15 protein-coding genes are annotated in these 17,430 nt (G+C 65.6%); 6 read left to right on the top strand and 9 right to left on the bottom strand.

What is annotated here, in order from left to right:
- The first annotated feature begins 73 nt into the window (after positions 1–73).
- Together AC1RQP_RS32070 and AC1RQP_RS32075 are read left to right on the top strand one after the other, a co-directional pair.
- On the top strand, positions 74–1,057 hold the full coding sequence (locus tag AC1RQP_RS32070) for a VOC family protein (RefSeq protein ID WP_492940945.1): 984 nt from the start codon (positions 74–76) through the stop codon (positions 1,055–1,057).
- A gap of 36 nt (positions 1,058–1,093) precedes the next feature.
- Positions 1,094–2,056 (top strand): MBL fold metallo-hydrolase, encoded by a 963-nt coding sequence (locus tag AC1RQP_RS32075; RefSeq protein ID WP_492940947.1) that lies wholly within the window; start codon positions 1,094–1,096, stop codon positions 2,054–2,056.
- Between the two features lie 11 nt (positions 2,057–2,067).
- Here the strand turns inward: AC1RQP_RS32075 and AC1RQP_RS32080 are convergent, their stop codons facing one another.
- Positions 2,068–2,715: a response regulator gene (locus AC1RQP_RS32080; RefSeq protein ID WP_131867745.1), complete on the bottom strand. Its 648-nt coding sequence runs from the start codon at positions 2,713–2,715 to the stop codon at positions 2,068–2,070.
- Entirely contained in the window at positions 2,712–4,094 is a 1,383-nt protein-coding gene (locus AC1RQP_RS32085) for a sensor histidine kinase (protein WP_492940949.1), read from the bottom strand. The genes AC1RQP_RS32080 and AC1RQP_RS32085 overlap by 4 nt, the downstream gene beginning before the upstream one ends.
- Positions 4,095–4,287: 193 nt before the next feature.
- Here AC1RQP_RS32085 and AC1RQP_RS32090 point away from each other — a divergent pair, with 193 nt between their 5' ends.
- Complete coding sequence (locus AC1RQP_RS32090) at positions 4,288–5,154, top strand: DUF3280 domain-containing protein (RefSeq protein ID WP_239624313.1); 867 nt, start codon at positions 4,288–4,290, stop codon at positions 5,152–5,154.
- Between the two features lie 6 nt (positions 5,155–5,160).
- Here the strand turns inward: AC1RQP_RS32090 and AC1RQP_RS32095 are convergent, their stop codons facing one another.
- From AC1RQP_RS32095 to AC1RQP_RS32105, 3 genes are read right to left on the bottom strand one after another with little or no spacing between them, the layout of a single operon-like run.
- Positions 5,161–6,192: an L-idonate 5-dehydrogenase gene (locus AC1RQP_RS32095; RefSeq protein ID WP_492940951.1), complete on the bottom strand. Its 1,032-nt coding sequence runs from the start codon at positions 6,190–6,192 to the stop codon at positions 5,161–5,163.
- Positions 6,193–6,212: 20 nt separating this feature from the next.
- A complete protein-coding gene (locus tag AC1RQP_RS32100; protein WP_492940953.1) occupies positions 6,213–6,980 on the bottom strand; it encodes a glucose 1-dehydrogenase in 768 nt (255 codons plus the stop codon).
- A 12-nt stretch (positions 6,981–6,992) separates the two neighbouring features.
- Entirely contained in the window at positions 6,993–8,192 is a 1,200-nt protein-coding gene (locus AC1RQP_RS32105) for a mandelate racemase/muconate lactonizing enzyme family protein (RefSeq protein ID WP_492940955.1), read from the bottom strand.
- Positions 8,193–8,369: 177 nt separating this feature from the next.
- On the opposite strand from AC1RQP_RS32105, the gene AC1RQP_RS32110 reads away from it, so the two are divergent.
- Positions 8,370–9,137 (top strand): GntR family transcriptional regulator, encoded by a 768-nt coding sequence (locus AC1RQP_RS32110; RefSeq protein ID WP_492940957.1) that lies wholly within the window; start codon positions 8,370–8,372, stop codon positions 9,135–9,137.
- Positions 9,138–9,163: 26 nt separating this feature from the next.
- Complete coding sequence (locus AC1RQP_RS32115; RefSeq protein WP_239624305.1) at positions 9,164–10,528, top strand: MFS transporter; 1,365 nt, start codon at positions 9,164–9,166, stop codon at positions 10,526–10,528.
- 49 nt (positions 10,529–10,577) lie between these two features.
- Here AC1RQP_RS32115 and AC1RQP_RS32120 read toward each other — a convergent pair whose 3' ends face one another.
- The 4 genes from AC1RQP_RS32120 to AC1RQP_RS32135 form a co-directional block, all read right to left on the bottom strand.
- Positions 10,578–10,814 carry a hypothetical protein gene (locus AC1RQP_RS32120; RefSeq protein ID WP_492940959.1) on the bottom strand — a complete coding sequence of 79 codons (237 nt, stop codon included), beginning with the start codon at positions 10,812–10,814 and terminating at the stop codon, positions 10,578–10,580.
- A 121-nt stretch (positions 10,815–10,935) separates the two neighbouring features.
- The gene (locus AC1RQP_RS32125; protein WP_239624302.1) at positions 10,936–12,186 is read right to left on the bottom strand and encodes an arsenic transporter; all 1,251 of its coding nucleotides are present in this window, start codon (positions 12,184–12,186) and stop codon (positions 10,936–10,938) included.
- Positions 12,187–12,212: 26 nt separating this feature from the next.
- Entirely contained in the window at positions 12,213–13,496 is a 1,284-nt protein-coding gene (locus AC1RQP_RS32130) for an MFS transporter (RefSeq protein WP_492940961.1), read from the bottom strand.
- A 75-nt stretch (positions 13,497–13,571) separates the two neighbouring features.
- Positions 13,572–16,049: a PAS domain-containing hybrid sensor histidine kinase/response regulator gene (locus tag AC1RQP_RS32135; RefSeq protein ID WP_492940963.1), complete on the bottom strand. Its 2,478-nt coding sequence runs from the start codon at positions 16,047–16,049 to the stop codon at positions 13,572–13,574.
- A gap of 215 nt (positions 16,050–16,264) precedes the next feature.
- Here AC1RQP_RS32135 and AC1RQP_RS32140 point away from each other — a divergent pair, with 215 nt between their 5' ends.
- Positions 16,265–17,356 (top strand): zinc-binding metallopeptidase family protein, encoded by a 1,092-nt coding sequence (locus AC1RQP_RS32140; RefSeq protein WP_239624297.1) that lies wholly within the window; start codon positions 16,265–16,267, stop codon positions 17,354–17,356.
- Positions 17,357–17,430: the final 74 nt, after the last annotated feature.

Here is a 17,430-nt window from a genome sequence, read left to right on the forward strand (position 1 = left end):
ACCGTAGGATCGCGCGCGGCCGGTATCAAGCTCGCCGCACTGCGGCGATCGCGATGCCCTCGGGAGGATGTCGATGGAAATCACAGCGCTTGGCTATATCGGGATCAATTCATCCCAGCTCGACCAGTGGAGCCGGATGGCGACCGGGCTGCTCGGCATGCAGCAGGTCGATCGCGGCGGCAAGATACGAACCTATCGTATGGACGACCGCAAGCAGCGCTTGATCGTCAATGGTGGCAGCGATGCCGGCCTTGCGGTGATGGGATGGGAGGTTCCTTCGACCGCCGAACTGGACCGGTTGGCGGGGCGGCTGGAAAGCCATGGCATCAAGGTGGTCCGAGGCTCGCGCTCGCTCGCCGACGAGCGGCACGTCGCCGAGCTGATCGCGTTTGCCGATCCCGCCGGCAACCGGCTGGAAGCTTTTTGCAAGCCGGAGCTTGCGAGCGAGCCCTTCAAGCCGGGCCGTCCGATCTCGGGCTTCCGCACCGGCGCGCTCGGCATGGGGCATGTCGTGCTCAATGTGGAGGATGTCGAGCCTCTGTTGCCGTTCTATCGCGACGTGCTCGGCTTTCACGTCTCCGATTTCGGGCTGAAGCCGTACGGGCTCTATTTCTTCCACGTCAATGGCCGCCACCACTCCTTTGCGATGGTCGGCTCGGGGCGGAAGGCGATGCATCACTTCATGGTCGAGCTCGGCAGTCTCGATGACGTCGGGCAGGGCTACGACCTCGCGCAGTTGGACGAGGGGCGCATCGCCTACACGCTCGGCCGGCACACCAATGACCACATGACCTCGTTCTACGTAAATACGCCGTCCGGCTTCTTCATCGAATATGGCTGGGGCGGGCGCGTGATCGATCCCGAGACCTGGCAGCCGCACGAGACCTTCGATGGGCCCTCGCTATGGGGCCACGAGCGGCTCCATATGCCCGAGGAGCAGCGCAAGCGCTTGCGCGACATGCGATTAGATGCGGCCGCGCGCGGCGTGCGCGTCGCCGACCCGCGCGTGCCACCGCTCAACTGCGCATGGCTGGACCAGGTGATCGCGCGCGAATGATCCGCGGCGACAATCCAACACTCAGGAAGAGGAAATATGCTCAAAACGCTCCTGCGGGCGGGCCTTGTGCTGCTCGCGTTCGCCACGGTCGCCTCCGCCGAACCGATGAAGGTGACGCTGCTCGGCACGGGCGTGCCGACGCCGCGACCGACCAGTTTCAGCGCGTCGACGCTCGTGGAGGCAGGGAGCGAAAAACTGCTCTTCGATCTCGGCCGCGGCGCGACCATCCAGCTCTACAAGCTGAAGATTCCACTCGGCGCGATCACCGCGAACTTCATCACGCATCTGCACTCGGACCATGTCGTCGGCCTTCCCGACATGTGGCTGACAGGGTGGCTTGCCACGCCCTGGGCTTCGCGTAAGGGGCCGATGAAGCTCTATGGCCCGAAGGGAACCGTCGCCATGACGGAAAACCTCACCAAAGCTTTCGCCGACGACGTCCGCATCCGCATCGATGACGAGCATCTCGATCCCGTAGCAGTCACGTTCGCGGCAAAGGATATCGAAGCCGGGCGGGTCTATGAGAACAACGGCGTGACGGTCACCGCGATCGAGGTGAACCACGGCGAGAAGATCAGGCCGTCGTTCGGTTACATCGTCGAATATGGCGGCCACAAGGTCGTGTTGTCGGGCGACACCAAGTACGATGAGCGCATCGCGAAGGCGGCCGAGGGCGCCGACCTGCTGATCCACGAGGTCGCGGTCATCGAGCCAGAGCTGCTGGCCAAGAATCCCGTCTATAAGGACATCCAGGCTCACCACACCTCTCCGGAAGAGGCCGGCCGCATCTTTGCCTCGTCCAGGCCAAAGCTTGCCGTCTACTCCCATATCGTGTTCGGCACGGTGAAGCCCGCGCCCGACATTCCCGAGGAGCCGCTGATCCTGCGCACGCGCACCACTTACAAGGGGCCGTTGCTCGTCGGCCGTGACATGATGTCGTTCAGGATCGGTGACACCGTGGAGGCGTTCTCCCCTGACGGAGCGCGGCTGGAGCCGTAAGGCAACGGCGATCAGACCTCGGTCAACAGTCCCTGGCGTAGCGCCAGGCGGACCAGCTCGATGTCGGAGCCGACACCGAGCTTGTCCTTGATCAGGGAATGCAGGTTCGCCACCGTCTTCGGGCTGACATGCAGCGTCTCGGCGATCTCCTCCGTCGTGTTCTCGGCGAGCAGCAGCCGCAACACCTCGAATTCGCGCGGCGTCAGCACGTCGGCGGCCGAGCTCTCGCCGCTGATGCGGCTGAGCGCAAGCTCGTGGTCGATGTCGGGGCTGATCGCGATCTTGCCGGCGAGCACGTCCTTGACCGCGCGCACCAGCGTCTCGGGCGGGCTGGTCTTGGTGACGTAACCCCTCGCACCGGCGCGGATCGCCTGCACGGCAAAGCCGGCATTCTCGTGCATGGTGAAGATGAGGATACGTGCCGTCTTGTCCCACTGCCTGATCCGTCTGACGGCCTCGATGCCGCCGATGCCGGGCATGCTGAGGTCCATGATGACGAGGTCGGGCGCCTCGGATTTGTACAGCCGGTAGGCCTCCGCGCCGTCGGCCGCCTCGGCGACGACGCGCAAGCCCGGCTGCTTCTGGAGCACGGAGCGGTAGCCTTCGCGGACGACGGAATGGTCGTCCACCAGCAGGATGGTGGCGTCGGCCGCGCTCATGCCGCGTGCTCCAGCGCCTGCCGATCGTCGGCCGCGAGCGGAATGAACACGCGCAGCGCCGAGCCGTGAGGGCCGGTCTCGAAGCTCAGCCGGCCGCGAAGCGCGGCGACGCGCTCGCGCATGCCGAGCAGGCCCATGCCGGATCGGGCGGCAGCCTCGTTCGGCCGGCCGTCATCCTCGATCGCGAGCGCGATCTCATTGTCGGCCATCGCCAGATGCAGGCTGACCTTCGTTGCGCCGGCGTGCTTGGCCGCGTTGGTGAGCGCCTCCTGCACGATGCGGTAGAGATTGGCGCTGACCGAGGCAGGCACGCTCTCGAAGGCACCGTCGAACCGGATATCGAAGCGGGTCTGGCCGCGGCTGCGGCCGTTCCACCCCGACACCAGTCCTTCGAGGCTCGCGACGAGGCCGAGCTCGTCGACATCGGGCGGCCGCAACCGGAACAGCGCGCCGCGCAACGTCTCCATCATTCCGGTCGCGGTCCGGGCAATGCCGTCGCACTCTCCGAGCAAGGCGGGACAGTCCTGCGCCGCAGTCTGGCGGGCGGACGCGGCAAGCGCGCGGATGGCGGCGAGCGACTGGCCGAACTCGTCATGCAGCTCGCGCGCGAGATGGCGGCGCTCCTCGTCCTGGAGCGCGATCAGCTTCCGCGTCAGCTCGTTGCGTTCGGCAAGCGCGGTGTCGAGGCTTTCGGCGAGATGGTTGAAGACGTCGCGGATGGCGGAGAGCTCGGCGAGGTCGAACGGCGGCAGCCGCGTCGTGAGATCGCCGGCAGCGATGCGCTCGAGACCGTTGCCGATCATGCGGGTGGGGCGCAGGGCGCGGGCCAGCGCGGCATAGACCAGCGCGCAGAGCAGCGGCAGCGCGATCGCAAGCGCGATCATCAGGCGACCGGCCTCGTGCCAGGCCTCGGCCGTCTGCACGGCCGCATCGACCGAGACCACGGTCTCGCCGAGCCTCGTTCCGCGCACGATCACGGGCCGTGCCGCCTCGCGGCCGGGGTCGAACAGGCTGCGGTAGAAGGCGGTGAAGGCCTGCGGCGGCGGGCTCGCCGGGGCAGGCGCGCCGCTACAGAAGCGCTGGAGGATGTCGCCGCTCGTGCCGCGGAATGCCAGACACAGGCCGGGCGTCATCACATAGGCGGAAACAGGATCGAGGTTCGGAAAGTCCGAGCGCGGGCTGGCCACCCACTGGACCTTGCCCTGTTGCAACTCCAGCGACTTCGCCACGATGGCGGCGATACTGTCGATGCGCGCATACGCGGCGCGGTCGGCCGTCACGAGGAAATAGGCGGAAATCGCGGCGAAGCAGGCAGCCGATATCGCGGCCACGCGCAACGTCAGACGGATCTTGAGATCGAACCTCGGGCGATTCCACATCGGCGGACACCTGGTGCGAGCGGGTTTGTCGCTCCCGCATTAAAGGGCAGAACGCAAGCGGCGGGAAGCGTTCCCGCCTTACCGCAGTGCAACGTCGTGAAATTTTCCCGGCGTTCGTCGGGACGGTCACGGCTGCATGGCGTCAGGCGACCCGTCCAGACTTGCGGGCCCGCTCCATCGAGGAGGCCCGTTCATGCACCGCTCCCGGCTGATTCTCGTCTTTCTCCTCGGCGGCCTCTGTTGTTCACGGGCCGATGCCGGGGACGCCATTGGCGTAGCCATGGACGATTTCAGCTATACCGACACCTCGGCCGAGCCGGCCGACCAGACCGCCGCCCACGAGCGGCGGCTGGCGGCGTTCATGGCCGCGCTTCGAAGGGACATTGGCGCGGACCCGCGCTATCGGCTGGTTCCATCCGCCCAGGACGGCGCGGCGTTCAAGGTGATCGGCGGCATCCAGAAGACGAGCACGCTGGTGCAATGGGCCAAGGTCGCCGTGATCGAAATCGGCGCCAAGAAGCTCGTGATGGACAAGCTCTACAGCTTCCGCGGCGACAATGACGAATCCTGGGAGCGCGCCGAGATCTTCGTCTCCCGCGAGATCATGGCTGCGCTCGCAACGCCCGCGCCGGTCGCGCTCGCCGTGTTCGATTTCGAGCTCGAGGATACGACCGCCGCCTCGGCCGGCACATCGGCGGCATCGGACGCGTCATACATGGCCGAGGTGACCGGTGGCGTGCGCGAGGCACTGGGCCAATCCGGCCGCTACCGCATCGTCGACGTCAGCGGCGCGCGCGGCGAGGCGGGGAAGGGGCGTGCCTTGCGCGATTGTGGTGGTTGCGAGGCGGCGATCGCGAAAGAGCTCGGCGCGGATCAGTCGCTGATCGGCGTGGTGCGGCGGGTGAGCCGCACCGAATACACGTTCGGCTTCCAGGTGCGCGATGCCAGGACCGGCACGGTGCTGACGCGTGGTGACAGCGGCCTGCGCATGGGCGCGGACTATTCCTGGAAGCGCGGGGCCGTGCGGCTGGTCAGCGACCGGCTGATCGAGAGCCAGTAGCGCGGTTCAGAACGTCAGTTGCACCTTCATCGACTGCGTGCGGTCGCTGGCGAGCTCGAAGGCGGCGACCGCGTTCTCGAACGGCATGGTGGCCGTGATCAAGGGCTTGACGTCGATCAGGCCTTCGCCCATCAGGCGCACCGCCAGCTCGAACTCGGGATCGAAGCGGAAGGTGCCGCGGAGCTGCAATTCCTTGGCGACGATGGAGTTGATCGGCAGCGTCATCTCGCCGCCGAGGCCGAGCTGCACCAGCGTCGCGCCCGGCCTGAGCACGTCGAGCGCGGTCCGCAGCGCCGCCTGATTGCCGGAGGCCTCGAACAGCGTGTCGAAGACGCCCTTGCCGGCGCGCCAGGGATCGAGCGCGGCGGCGTCGGTTCCGACGTTGATGGCATGCGTGGCGCCGAGCTTCCTGGCGACCGCGAGAGGCGCGTCCGCGACATCGGTCACCACGATCTCGGCCGCGCCGCCGAAGCGCGAGACCAGGATCATCAACCCGCCGATCGGACCGCAGCCGGTGATCAGGACGCGCTTGCCGAGCAGGGGACCGGCCTGCTTGCCGGCATGCAGGCAGACCGCGAGCGGCTCGGCGACCGCGGCTTCGGCGAGCGAGAGCTTGTCCGCGATCGGCACGGCCTGCGTCGCATCGATCGTGATGAACTCGCGAAAGCCGCCCTGCACGTGGGGAAAGCGCATCGCGCTTCCGAGGAAACGCATGTCGAGGCACTGGTTGCGCATGCCCTCCTGGCAATGCAGGCACACACCGCACGGCTTGCTCGGGTTCACTGCAACGCGGGTACCGGGCTTCACGCTGCTGACGCCGTCGCCGACCGCCGCAACCACGCCGGCGATCTCGTGTCCCAGCGCCATCGGCTGCTGGATGCGGACGACGCCGAAACCGCCGTGATGGTAATAATGCAGGTCCGAGCCGCAGATGCCGCCATTGGCGATCTTGACGCGGACTTCGCCCGGACCGGGCGCCGGATCGGGATAGAGGTCGATCCGCAGATCCTTCGGTGCGTGGATGACGACGGCGCGCATAAGCTGCTCCTGGTTCGCGGTCACATCGCGGCGATCATGCCGCCATCGACATAGATGATCTGGCCGTTGACATAGGTCGAGGCGTCCGAGGCGAGGAAGATCGCAGCGCCCACCAGCTCGTCGGGCTTGCCCCAGCGTTTTGCGGGGATGCGGCCCATCAGCCAGTTGTTGAAGTCGGCGTTGTTGACCAACGCCTCGTTCATGTCGGTCAGCATGTAGCCGGGGCCGATCGCATTGGCCTGGATGCCGTGCTGCGCCCATTCCACCGCCATCGAGCGGGTCAGGTTCTTGATGCCGCCCTTGGCCGCAGTGTAGGGCGCGATGGTCGGGCGGGCGAGCTCGCTGCCGAGCGAGCCGATGTTGATTATCTTGCCGTGCTTGCGCGGGATCATGCGCTTGGCCGCCTCGCGGCCGATCACGAAGGCGCTGGTGAGGTTGGTCTCGATCACCTTGCGCCACTCGTCGGTGGTGAATTCAACCAGCGGCTTGCGGTGTTGGATGCCGGCATTGTTGACGAGGATGTCGACGGCGAGCCCTTCGCGGTCGAAGCGCTCGAAGGCGGCGACGATGGCGGGCTCGTCGGTGACGTTGAACGCGGCGCCTTCGGCTTGATGCCCGGCGGCCCGAAACTCGGCGACGGCCTGCTCGACGCGCTGGGGATCGACCCCGTTGACGATGATCCTGGCGCCGGCCTTGGCCATGCCCTCGGCGATGGCGCGGCCGAGGCCGCGGGAGGAGCCGGTCACGAGCGCGGTGCGGCCGGAGAGGTCGAAGAGGGAAGTGCTCATCTCGGGAAGTCCTCAGACGTTGGAGCGGCGCACGGTGAGATCGGAGCGGTCGAAGACGGCGGGCAGCAGGTCGACGCCGAGGCCGGGACCTTCCATCGGGTAGACGAAACCATCCTTGATCACCGGCATCGTGGTGACGAGCTCATTGTACCAGCCCTTGTAGAAGGCGCGCACCGATTCCTGGATCAGCGTGTTGGGCTGGCTGAACGACATGTGGATGGCTGCGATGAAGCCGATCGGGCCGATGCAATCGTGCGGTGCGAAGGGCCGGTGATAGGTCTCGGCCATCGCGGCGATCTTGCGGCCCTCGGTGAGGCCTCCGGTCCAGCACAGATCCGCCATCACCACGTGCATGGCGTCGCGGTCGAGCATGTCCTTGTAGGGGAAGCGCGAGCCCAGCGTCTCGCTGGCGCAGACCCAGACGTCGGTCGAGCGCGCATATTCGGCCAGCGCCTGCGGTGAGTTCATGCGGATCGGGTCCTCGTACCAGGTCGGCTTGTAGGGCTCGAGCGCGCGCGCGATCTGCTTGGCCGTCGGCAGGTTCCACAGCGAGTGGAGCTCGACCATGATCTCCATCTTGTCGCCGACCGCCTTGCGGATCTTCTCGAAAGGTTCGATGGCCTGCTTCATCTGCGCGGCGGTGATGTAGAGGCCCTTGTTCTCCTGCGCGGCCGGATCGAACGGCCAGATCTTCATGGCGGAGATGCCGCTTTCCAGGAGGCTTTCGGCAAGCGCGTCGGCGCGATGCATGAAACCGTCGAGATCCTCGTAAGGTCCCCTGGAAGCGCCGAGATTCCAGTTCGCGACCGGGCTGATATTGGTCGAGCGGACATATTGCGTGCCGGCGCAGGTGTTGTAGATGCGCTGCTTGTCGCGGCAGAGGCCGCCAAGCATCTGGTGGACCGGCTGGCCGCAGACCTTGCCGAACAGGTCCCACAACGCAATGTCGATCGCGGAGGCGGCGCGATATTCGACACCGGTCGAGGACTGCGCCATGGGCAAATTCAGCATGTCGCGATGGATGGCTTCGATGTGCAGGGGATTGCGGCCGAGCAGGCGGCCGGCAAAGGTGTCGTGGATCTGCGCCTCGACCGCGCCCGCGCCGTAGAATGTTTCGCCGAGCCCGATCACACCCGTGTCGGTGTGAATGCGGACCCAGATGACGTTGGAAAACTCCTCGGTACGCAGCGTCTCGATCGACGTGATCTTCACGGCAATTGTCCTCCCATTACAGACGTCGCGCGTCCGTCGTCTCATTTCGCACTGCAACATGTTGCAGGTCGCGCGGGAGTCTTACGCCGGCTTGTAATATATCACAACATGTTTTAAGGCTCGAACAAGCAGGGCGCCATCCAGCAACGAGAGCGCGGGCCGACGGGAGAGAACGACATGGCTAAGCGCAAGCGCGCGCTCGAGGTGGTGAGAAACAACGACGACGGCGAGGGCAAGCCCTCGCGGCGCAACCGGCTCAATTTCTTCGAGCTGGCCTACCAGAAGATCGAAGAGCTCCTTGTTCACTGCGAGCTCAAGCCCGGACAATTCATGACGATGCTGGAATTGCAGCACATCACCGGCTTCGGGCGCACACCGGTGCATCACGCCGTCAATCGTCTCTCGGCAGATACCCTGATCATCATCCGGCCCCGTCACGGTCTGCACATCGCGCCGATCGATCTGGCGCGCGAGCGCATGCTGCTCGGCCTGCGCCGCGACATGGAGCGCTTCGTGATCCGCCTTGCCGCCGATCGCGCCAGCCTCTCGCATCGCAATCAGGCGCTGCACATCGAGCGTCTGCTGCGCGAGCGCCGCGCCAGCCTGACCCTCGACGAATTCAACAGTATCGACCGACGCATCGACGCGCTGGTGCTGGAGGCGGCCGGCGAGCCGTTCCTGGTGCATACGATGCGGCCACTGCACACGCTGTATCGGCGCATCGGCTACATCCACCACCGTTTCATGCCGGGGCAGGCGGATCTGTCAGGCACGATCGATCATCATCTCGCCATTCTCGCGGCCGTCGCCAACCGCCGCGTCGAGGACGCGGTGAGGGCGAGCGATGCCCTGATCGACTACATGGATTCGATGTTCACGGGCATGGAGGCCGGGATCGATCCGCGCCTGCTCGATTGCAGCATCGAGCCGCTGCTGGGCGCGTAGAAAGTTTCGAAGAGAGGACCAAGAAAATGTCAACGATGGCGATGCCACAACCAACCGCGAGCGAAGCCGCGGTCCGCTACCTCATCACGAACTACAGCCCCAAGGGCAACAAGGTCGGCTGGCTGATGATGGCCTCGATCCTGGTCGAGGCCTGGGACCTCTATTCGATCGCCTTCGTGCTGATCTTCATCAAGGAGCAGTACAATCCCGATCCGCTGATGCTCGGCCTTGCTGCGGCCGGCACGCAAGGCGGCGCCCTGATCGGCGCGCTGCTCGGCGGGTGGCTGTCCGACAAGATCGGGCGCCGCGTGATGTTCCTGGTGACGATGGTGATGTTCATCGTGCTGGCGCTGGCGCAGGCCTTCGTGCCGAATGTTGCGTGGCTGGTCGTAATCCGCTTCCTACTCGGCATCCCGCTCGGCTCCGACATCTCGACCGGCTACACCTACATCATGGAATCCATGGCCAAGGGCGAGCGCGAGGTCATGGGCAACCGCTGGCAGTTCATGTTCGCCGTCGGCGAGGTCCTGACCATCGGCGTCATCGTGATCTTCCTCCTGATCGACATGAACCACGAGATGCTGTGGCGCGTGACGCTCGGCCTCGGCGCGGTGCCGGCGCTGATCATCCTGATCATGCGCCACGACGTGCCGGAGACGGCGGTGTGGCTGGTGCAGAAGGGGCGCTACCGCGAGGCCAAGCAGGTCGCGCGCGAGATGTTCAACGACAATCTCGACATGCTGCCGGATCGGGACGTCCAGGTGCCGAAGGTCTCCACCCGCGCGTTCCTCGCCGACCTCAAGAAGGACCCGATCCGCTGGCGCGCGACGATCTACGGCTGGATCGCCTGCTTCGCGCAAGGCAGCGAATTCTCGACCTTCGCGTTCTACCTGCCGGTGCTGTTCGTGATGGTCGGCGTGTCGAGCGTGCTCGGCAACAACCTGGTGACGATGGGACTGTTCTGCTTTGCCGCGTTGTCCGGCTGGGTCGGTCCGCTGCTGACGCCGAAGATCGGCCATCGCGGTATCGCCATCGCCGGTTTCGGCATCGTGCTGGCTTCGCTTCTGGTGGCGGCCTTCGCGCTCTACACCGACAACAAGATACTGCTGCCGTTCGCGGCCGCCGCCATGCTGTGGGGCCATTACTGGGACGCGTCGAACTGCATGACGATCCCGACCATGGTCGCCAGGCCGAGATATCGCGGCACCGCCAGCGGCTTCGCATACATGTTCGTCAAGCTGCCGTCGTTCCTGGCGATCTTCCTGTTCCCGTCGCTGTTCGCGGCGATCGGACAGGCCAACGCCACGCTGTTCGTCGCAATCTTCCCGCTGATCGGATTGCTTGCCGCGATCTTCATCCTGCCGGAAGTCTACGGCTACGAGAACGACTGACGCATAAGCCCGGTCGCGGCGCGCTGTGGCCGCGACCGGGCTCCTCCCGCTACGGGCTCAGGAAGACGGGATCGATCCCGGTACCATGGCCGAGCAGGCCGATGGCCTGAAGCTGCGCCGTGTGGACGTCGATCTCCAAGATGGCGAACAGGGCCAGCAGCACCACGACGGAGAAGACGAGCAAGGGATGGGACGCCTCCGTGCGGCCTTTGCCGGGCGCGACGAAGCTCTGAATTCCGCGACGTAGCGAGAAGCTCTGCGGCAGCGACTTTGATCGAATCTGCATGATCAACCTTCCTTGCCGCGGCCTGTCTGAAGCACGCGACAAGTGAACTCTAGCCGCCGCCGCATCGCCGGCATTGATGCACCGCAAACGGCTGTGCCTATTTAGCCGGCGCGCCTTGCCGCTACCTGATGGCAGCCGCCAGTGCACCGATCAAGGCAGGCGGCGTCACCAGCAGACCGAGCTTGAGGAACGGCCAGGCGCCGACCTCGATCTTCTCCCGCCGGAGCGCGACCAGCCAGAGGATGGTGGCGAGCGATCCGGTCACCGACAGATTGGGGCCGAGATCGACGCCGATCAGGATGGCGCTGATGACCGGTGCGGGCAGATGATCGCTGGCGGCGACCGAGCCGGCGACGAGGCCGACCGGAAGGTTGTTGGCGATGTTGTCGGCAAGCGCGGTGGCGATGCCGACGCTCCAGGCCGCCTGGGGCACTGATTGCGCGACCGCCTGGTGCAGCAGCGCGCTCAGCTGCGCGATCACGCCGGTCTTCACCAGCGCTTCCACCATGACAAAGAGCCCGCCGACCAGCGGCAGCACGCTCCAGGAGACACCGCGCAGCACGGGCAAGGGCGATTGCCGGTTGATCAGCAGCACGATCGCCGCCGTCGCGACGCCGCAGATGAAGGTCGGCAGGCCCAGTTGCCTGTCCAGCGCCGACGCGGTGACCAGCACGATGCCGATCGCGACGATGCCTATTGCCGTGAGCTTGCCGCCGCGTCCAAGCTTCGGATGCGGCACGCTGCGGGCGATCGTTTCCTCCTTGAGCGCGCGGTGCTGGCTCAGGCGCAGGACCACGTATGTGAGCAGGATCGAGGCCGCCGAGGGCAGGGCGAACAGGCGCAGCCATTCGGTGAGCTGCGGCATGCGCGCGCCGAACACGACGAGATTGGCCGGATTGGAGATCGGCAGCACGAAGCTTGCGGCATTGGCAATGAAGGCGCAGACGAACAGATACGGCAGCGGCTTTGCGCCGGCCGCGCGCGTCGCGGCATAGACGGCCGGTGTCAGCACGATCGCGGTGGCATCGTTGGAGAGCAGCACGGTAACGAGGGTGCCGACGAGGTAGATCAGCAGGAACAGTCGCTGCGGAGAACCACGTGCATACTCCACCGCAAGCGCGGCGAGATAATCGAACAGGCCTTCGAGCCGCGCCAGCTCTGCGATCAGCATCATGCCGATCAGGAAAAGATAGACGTCGACGCCCTTCTCGATACCTGTCAACGCATCCGGCCACGGCAGCAAACCAGACAGCAGCAGCGCGCCGGCGCCGATCACCGCCCAGATCGCCTCGGGCAGGCGAAAGGGCCGGACGATGACGCCTGCGGTCGCGACGACGATGATGCTCCAGGTCCAGATGGCGTCAGACGGCACTGTTCAGTTCTCGAATGGGAGTGGATTCATTCGGCTGCGATAGCCGATGCGGGCGCCGCTGTCTTCCCCCGCGGGCGCGGATCGCCGTCGTCGCTTTGCCGCGTCTCGGGCAAGGCGAGGAGGCAGATCACGGCACCGATCGCCGCTACGGCGCCGAGCGTGATGAATGCTGCGCTGTAACCGGCGCCGACGACGACCAGGCCCGCCAGTGTCGTCGACAGCGCCGCGCCGATGCTCTGGGCCGTGATGACGGCGCCCTGTGCGACGTTGAAGCGGCCGGTGTTGCGCATGAGGTCGGCGACGATGACGGGAAAGATTGCACCGAAAATGCCGGCGCCGACGCCATCCAGAAGCTGCACGCCGACCAGCCAGAACGGATTGTCGGAGAGCGTATAGAGTGCCCCTCGGATCGGCAGGATCAACAATGCGACAAGGAAGAACCGCTTGTGTCCCCAGCGGTCCGCCCGTGCGCCGACCAGCATCGCGAACGGCACCATCACCACTTGCGCCGCAACGATGCACGCCGACATCAGGCTGGTGCCGATGTTCTTGTCCTGCAGCGCAAGCTTTTGCCCGACCAGCGGCAGCATCGCCGCGTTGGAGAGGTGAAACAGGACGACACAGATCGCGAATATGAGCAGCGGACGGCAGGTCAGGAGCACGCCGAGGCCCGAGGGATGTTCGGGTGCACCATTAGTACGAGCGTGGTGCAGTCCGCGCGCGAGGTCGTGGTCGATGGCCCGTTCGGGGATCGCCAGGATGCTGACGAGGCTCGCGATCGCCATGGCGCCGAGAAGGTAGAACACGACGGTCGGTCCGAACCAATAGGCGGAGAGGCCGGCGATGCCCGCCGCGACGGCGTTGCCTGCGTGGTTGAAAGTCTCGTTGCGGCCGATGCGCCGGGTAAATGCGGCATGCCCGAAAATGCCAAGCGAGACCGCGGCGATCGCCGGTGGGAAGACCACAGCAGCGGCTTGCGCGATGCCTTGCGAGATTATCACCGGCAGGAGGTTGGGGAACAACGGCAGCGAGAGCGAGGCGAGCGTCACCAGAATCGCAGCGGCCACCATCACCAGCCGCTTCGTCCGTGTGGCGTCAACCAGCGCACCGGCCGGCGTCTGCGCGACGATGCCGGCGATGGTTGCGATCGACATCACGAGGCCAATGCGAGCCTCGTTCCAATGCTGCTCGGTGAGAAGATAGACCGCGAGATAAGGGCCGAGCCCGTCGCGGACGTCGGCGAGGAAGAAATTGGCCGCATCCAGCGCGCGGCCGGCGCGCCTCGCCTGATCAAGGTCTTGGCTCGACATGCATTCCTCGATCCAGGCTGGAAGGTCCCGGCGAAAACCGATTTCACGGCAGCTTTGTTCCGTCAGGTGGCGTAGTCACCGCGCCACGGATAGCTTCTCCGTGATCGCCTTGCGCAATATGCGCGACAGCGACTCTACCGAATACGGCTTCTGGATCAGTTCGAAACCGCGATGGGCGCTTTCGGCGAGCACGTTGCTGTAGCCGCTGGTGAGCACCACGGGCAGGCCCGGATAGCGCTCGCGGATGATGCCGGCTAGCTCGACGCCGTTCATTCCGGGCATGATGACGTCGGAGAACACGAGGTCGACGGCAAATTCGTTCTCGCCGAGGATCGCCAGTGCCGCGTTGGCGTTGGCGACGCGGCGGACGACATAGCCGAGGTCTTCCAGAAGCTCGGTCGAGAACTGGCCGACCTCGTCGTTGTCCTCGACCACGAGCACGCGGTAGCCGCGCCCGGTGGTCGCGGTCTCGCTGGTCAGCGCTGCAGCTTCCTTCTCGGTGGCCGGGCTTTGCGCCTGCGGCAGATAGATGGTGAAGGTCGCGCCTTTGCCTTGCGTGCTCGTCACCGCGATGTCGCCCTCGGACTGTTTTGCGAAGCCGAAGGCCTGGCTGAGGCCGAGGCCGGTGCCCTTGCCGACCTCCTTGGTGGTGAAGAACGGTTCGAAGATCGAGTCGAGATGCTCGGGCGCGATGCCGCTGCCGGTGTCGGTGACGGAGATGGCGACGTAGTCGCCGCTGCGCGCCGATTGCGCGCGCAGCTGAGGGATACCCTGGACCTTGCGCACGGCGATGGTGAGGCGGCCCTCGCCATCCATGGCATCACGGGCGTTGATGGCGAGGTTGATCAGCGCGGCCTCGAACTGGCCGATGTCGGCCACGGTGAAGCAATCGGGATCCTGAACTTCCACGGCGATCTCGATGCGGCCGCCGACCAGTGGCCGGACCAGCTGTGCCACGCCCTCGACCTGGCTGCCGACATTGAAGATCTGCGGCTTCAGCGGCTGCCGTCGCGCGAACGCCAGAAGCTGTGCCGTCAGCTTCGAGGCGCGCTCGACCGTCTCGGAAATGGCGTCGACATAGCGGCGGCGGCGTTCCTCCGGCAGCTCGCGGCGGCGCAGGAAGTCGGTGGCAGAGCGGATGATGGTGAGGAGATTGTTGAAGTCGTGCGCGACGCCGCCGGTGAGCTGGCCGATCGCCTCCATCTTCTGCGATTGCCGCAGCGCTTCCTCGCCGCGGCGGCGCTCAGTGACGTCGACGGCCTCGGGCACCGCGCCGGTGATGTTGCCGTGGCGGTCGAGCACGGGCCGCATGCCGAAATCGAAATCGCGCTCGCCGATGGGAAGGCGCAGGCGCATCTCCAGCCGCACCGCTTCTCCTTTGAGCACCGTGTCGAAGGCCTCTCGCACGGCGGCGCTCATGCCGTTTGTGCCGGCGAACCAGGGCGTGTCCCAGAACGGCTTTCCGATCACATCCGAAGAGCGTGCCTTGATGCCGTCCAGCGCGGTCTTGTTGGCGTAAAGCAGCTCACCTCTGAGATTGACCAGGCCCTGATACTGATTGCTGGTCTCCAGGATCGCGCGCAGCCGTGCCTCGTTGGATTCGAGCTCGGCGGTGCGTTCGGCAATGCGCTGTTCCAGCGTCTCGTTGAGCTGCCGGAGCTCGATCTCGGCCTGCTTGGCGACGGTGATGTCGTGGGCGACGCCGATGAAGCCGATATGCTTGCCCGTCGGGTCCCAGCGCGGCTGCGATTCCGATCGGAGCCACCGCCATTCGCCGCTTGCGTTCCTGTAACGCGCTTCCAACACGAAGGGTTTGAGGGATGCTTCACCCTGGACCGATTGCTGGAGCACGTGCGGCAGGTCGTCGGGATGCAGCACCTTGCGCCAGTCGAAGTCGATGGCCTGATCGTAGGGCAGCCCGACGAAATCGACATAGGCCCGGTTGGCGAAGGACCGCTTGCGGTCGAGCTTGGTGACCCAGATCGGAACCGGCGCGCTGTCGGCGATCAGCCGAAAGCGCTCCTCGCTCTCGCGCAGCGTCGCGCGCGCCAGCGCCTGGTCGGTGATGTCGATGTGGGCGCCGACGAGGCGGATCGCGCGGCCGTCCTTGTCGCGCTCGATCTTGGCGACGACCCGGATCCAGCGGGTCTCGCCGTCGCTGGGACGGATGATGCGGTATTCAGCGCTGTAGTCTTCGCTCGTTCCGGCGAGAGCCTCGAAGAAATGCTTGACGGCCGCGTCGCGATCGTCGGGATGGATGCGGTTGACCCAGGCCTCGTGCGTCTCGTCCGCCGCCTCCGGCGGCAGGCCGTGGATCATCAGATATTCGGGCGAGCGACGATTCTTGAAGCCTTCGCGGAAATCGACCTCGACGCCGCCGACCTTGCCGATGCGCTGGATGCGTGCCAGCTCGGCCTCGCGCTCCTGCAGCGCGCGATAGGCGTTATCGCGCTCGCGCGCGACGTCTTCGAGGTGCTGGCGCAGCCTTTCGGCGGCGATGGTCTCGGGCAAGGGATCGTTCAAGGCATCGGCCGTTGTGATGCGGGTGCGCACGTGCCGAACCGATATTCACACAGACGGAGCGTGATGACCATTGTTTAGAGGGTAAAGTATCGGAAAATGGGAGCGCGTGCCTGAACGCGAGGAACGACCCGGCGACAACGTCTGGTCTGGCAATTTGTTCCGGAGACTGGAACGATCGGCTGATCGAGGCGTCTTCGCGGGGTGCCAACTCGCTCATAAGAATCCCTTTCCAAAGAGGCTAAATCTTGAAGCTCTTCGTCTGTCAGGCCTGCGGCAACGTTCTCTATTTCGAGAATCGTGCCTGCGAACGCTGCGGCCATCGTGTCGCCTTCATGCCGGAGAAGGAGACAATGTCGGCGATCGAGCCCGACGGAGAAGCCTGGCGGACATTGGCCGACAACGGCGAAGGCCGGATGCTGTGCCGGAATGCCGAGTACGACGCCTGCAACTGGCTGACAGACACGGACGATACCACCGGCTATTGCCGCGCCTGCCGCCACAATGGGACGGTACCGAACCTCTCCGATCCGGCGCAGCTTGCTGGATGGCGTGAGCTGGAGGTGGCCAAGCACCGTCTACTCTATGCCCTGATCCGCTGGAGGCTGCCGCTCCAGACCCGGCAGGACAATCCCGAGCATGGGCTGATCTTCAATTTCCTTGCCGACGATCCGAACAGCGGACAGAAGGTCATGACGGGCCACGACAGCGGCCTGATCACGATCGCGCTCAAGGAGGCGGACGACATCGAGCGCGAGCGGCGCAGGCTCGAAATGGGCGAGCCCTACCGGACGCCGCTCGGGCATTTCCGCCACGAGGTCGGACACTATTTCTGGGACGTGCTGGTGCGGGACGGCGGCAGGCTGGACCAATGTCGCGCCGTGTTCGGCGACGATTCCGTCGATTACGGTCAGGCCTTGCAGCGGCACTATGCCGAAGGCCCGCCGCCGGACTGGCGGCAGAGCTACGTCTCGGCCTACGCCACGACACACCCGTGGGAAGACTTCGCCGAGACCTGGGCGCACTATCTCCACATCGTCGACACGCTGGAGATGGCCGCCGAGTTCGGCATGGAGGTGCGCCCCAGGGTCGACCGCGACGGGGAGTTGACGGCGCGCATCCGTTTCAACCCCTACGAGGCAAGGGATATCGAGGCGCTGGTCAACGCATGGCTGCCCTTCACCTTCGCCATGAACAGCGTCAACCGCGCCATGGGCCTGCGCGACCTCTATCCCTTCATCCTGTCGCCGGCTGTGGTTGGCAAGCTGGGCTTCATTCACGGCCTGGTCCGGGACGTGGCCAAGGCCGGGAAGCCCCGGGAAGCGGCACGGCGTCCCTAGGGCTCGCCGGGGCCCATTTCGGTCTTGCGCTGGCACGCCAGAGGCCCCGGATTTAGACCGTTGCCTCCGGCCCA

The sequence above is a fragment of the Bradyrhizobium sp. GW821-FHT13H06 genome (assembly GCF_058803975.1).

Bases quoted from the DNA above. Each gene is read 5' to 3' on its own strand.
- AC1RQP_RS32070 (WP_492940945.1), top strand. From the start codon at position 74: ATGGAAATCACAGCGCTTGGCTATATCGGGATCAATTCATCCCAGCTC.
- AC1RQP_RS32075 (WP_492940947.1), top strand. From the start codon at position 1,094: ATGCTCAAAACGCTCCTGCGGGCGGGCCTTGTGCTGCTCGCGTTCGCC.
- AC1RQP_RS32080 (WP_131867745.1), bottom strand. From the start codon at position 2,715: ATGAGCGCGGCCGACGCCACCATCCTGCTGGTGGACGACCATTCCGTC.
- AC1RQP_RS32085 (WP_492940949.1), bottom strand. From the start codon at position 4,094: ATGTGGAATCGCCCGAGGTTCGATCTCAAGATCCGTCTGACGTTGCGC.
- AC1RQP_RS32090 (WP_239624313.1), top strand. From the start codon at position 4,288: ATGCACCGCTCCCGGCTGATTCTCGTCTTTCTCCTCGGCGGCCTCTGT.
- AC1RQP_RS32095 (WP_492940951.1), bottom strand. From the start codon at position 6,192: ATGCGCGCCGTCGTCATCCACGCACCGAAGGATCTGCGGATCGACCTC.
- AC1RQP_RS32100 (WP_492940953.1), bottom strand. From the start codon at position 6,980: ATGAGCACTTCCCTCTTCGACCTCTCCGGCCGCACCGCGCTCGTGACC.
- AC1RQP_RS32110 (WP_492940957.1), top strand. From the start codon at position 8,370: ATGGCTAAGCGCAAGCGCGCGCTCGAGGTGGTGAGAAACAACGACGAC.
- AC1RQP_RS32115 (WP_239624305.1), top strand. From the start codon at position 9,164: ATGTCAACGATGGCGATGCCACAACCAACCGCGAGCGAAGCCGCGGTC.
- AC1RQP_RS32120 (WP_492940959.1), bottom strand. From the start codon at position 10,814: ATGCAGATTCGATCAAAGTCGCTGCCGCAGAGCTTCTCGCTACGTCGC.
- AC1RQP_RS32130 (WP_492940961.1), bottom strand. From the start codon at position 13,496: ATGTCGAGCCAAGACCTTGATCAGGCGAGGCGCGCCGGCCGCGCGCTG.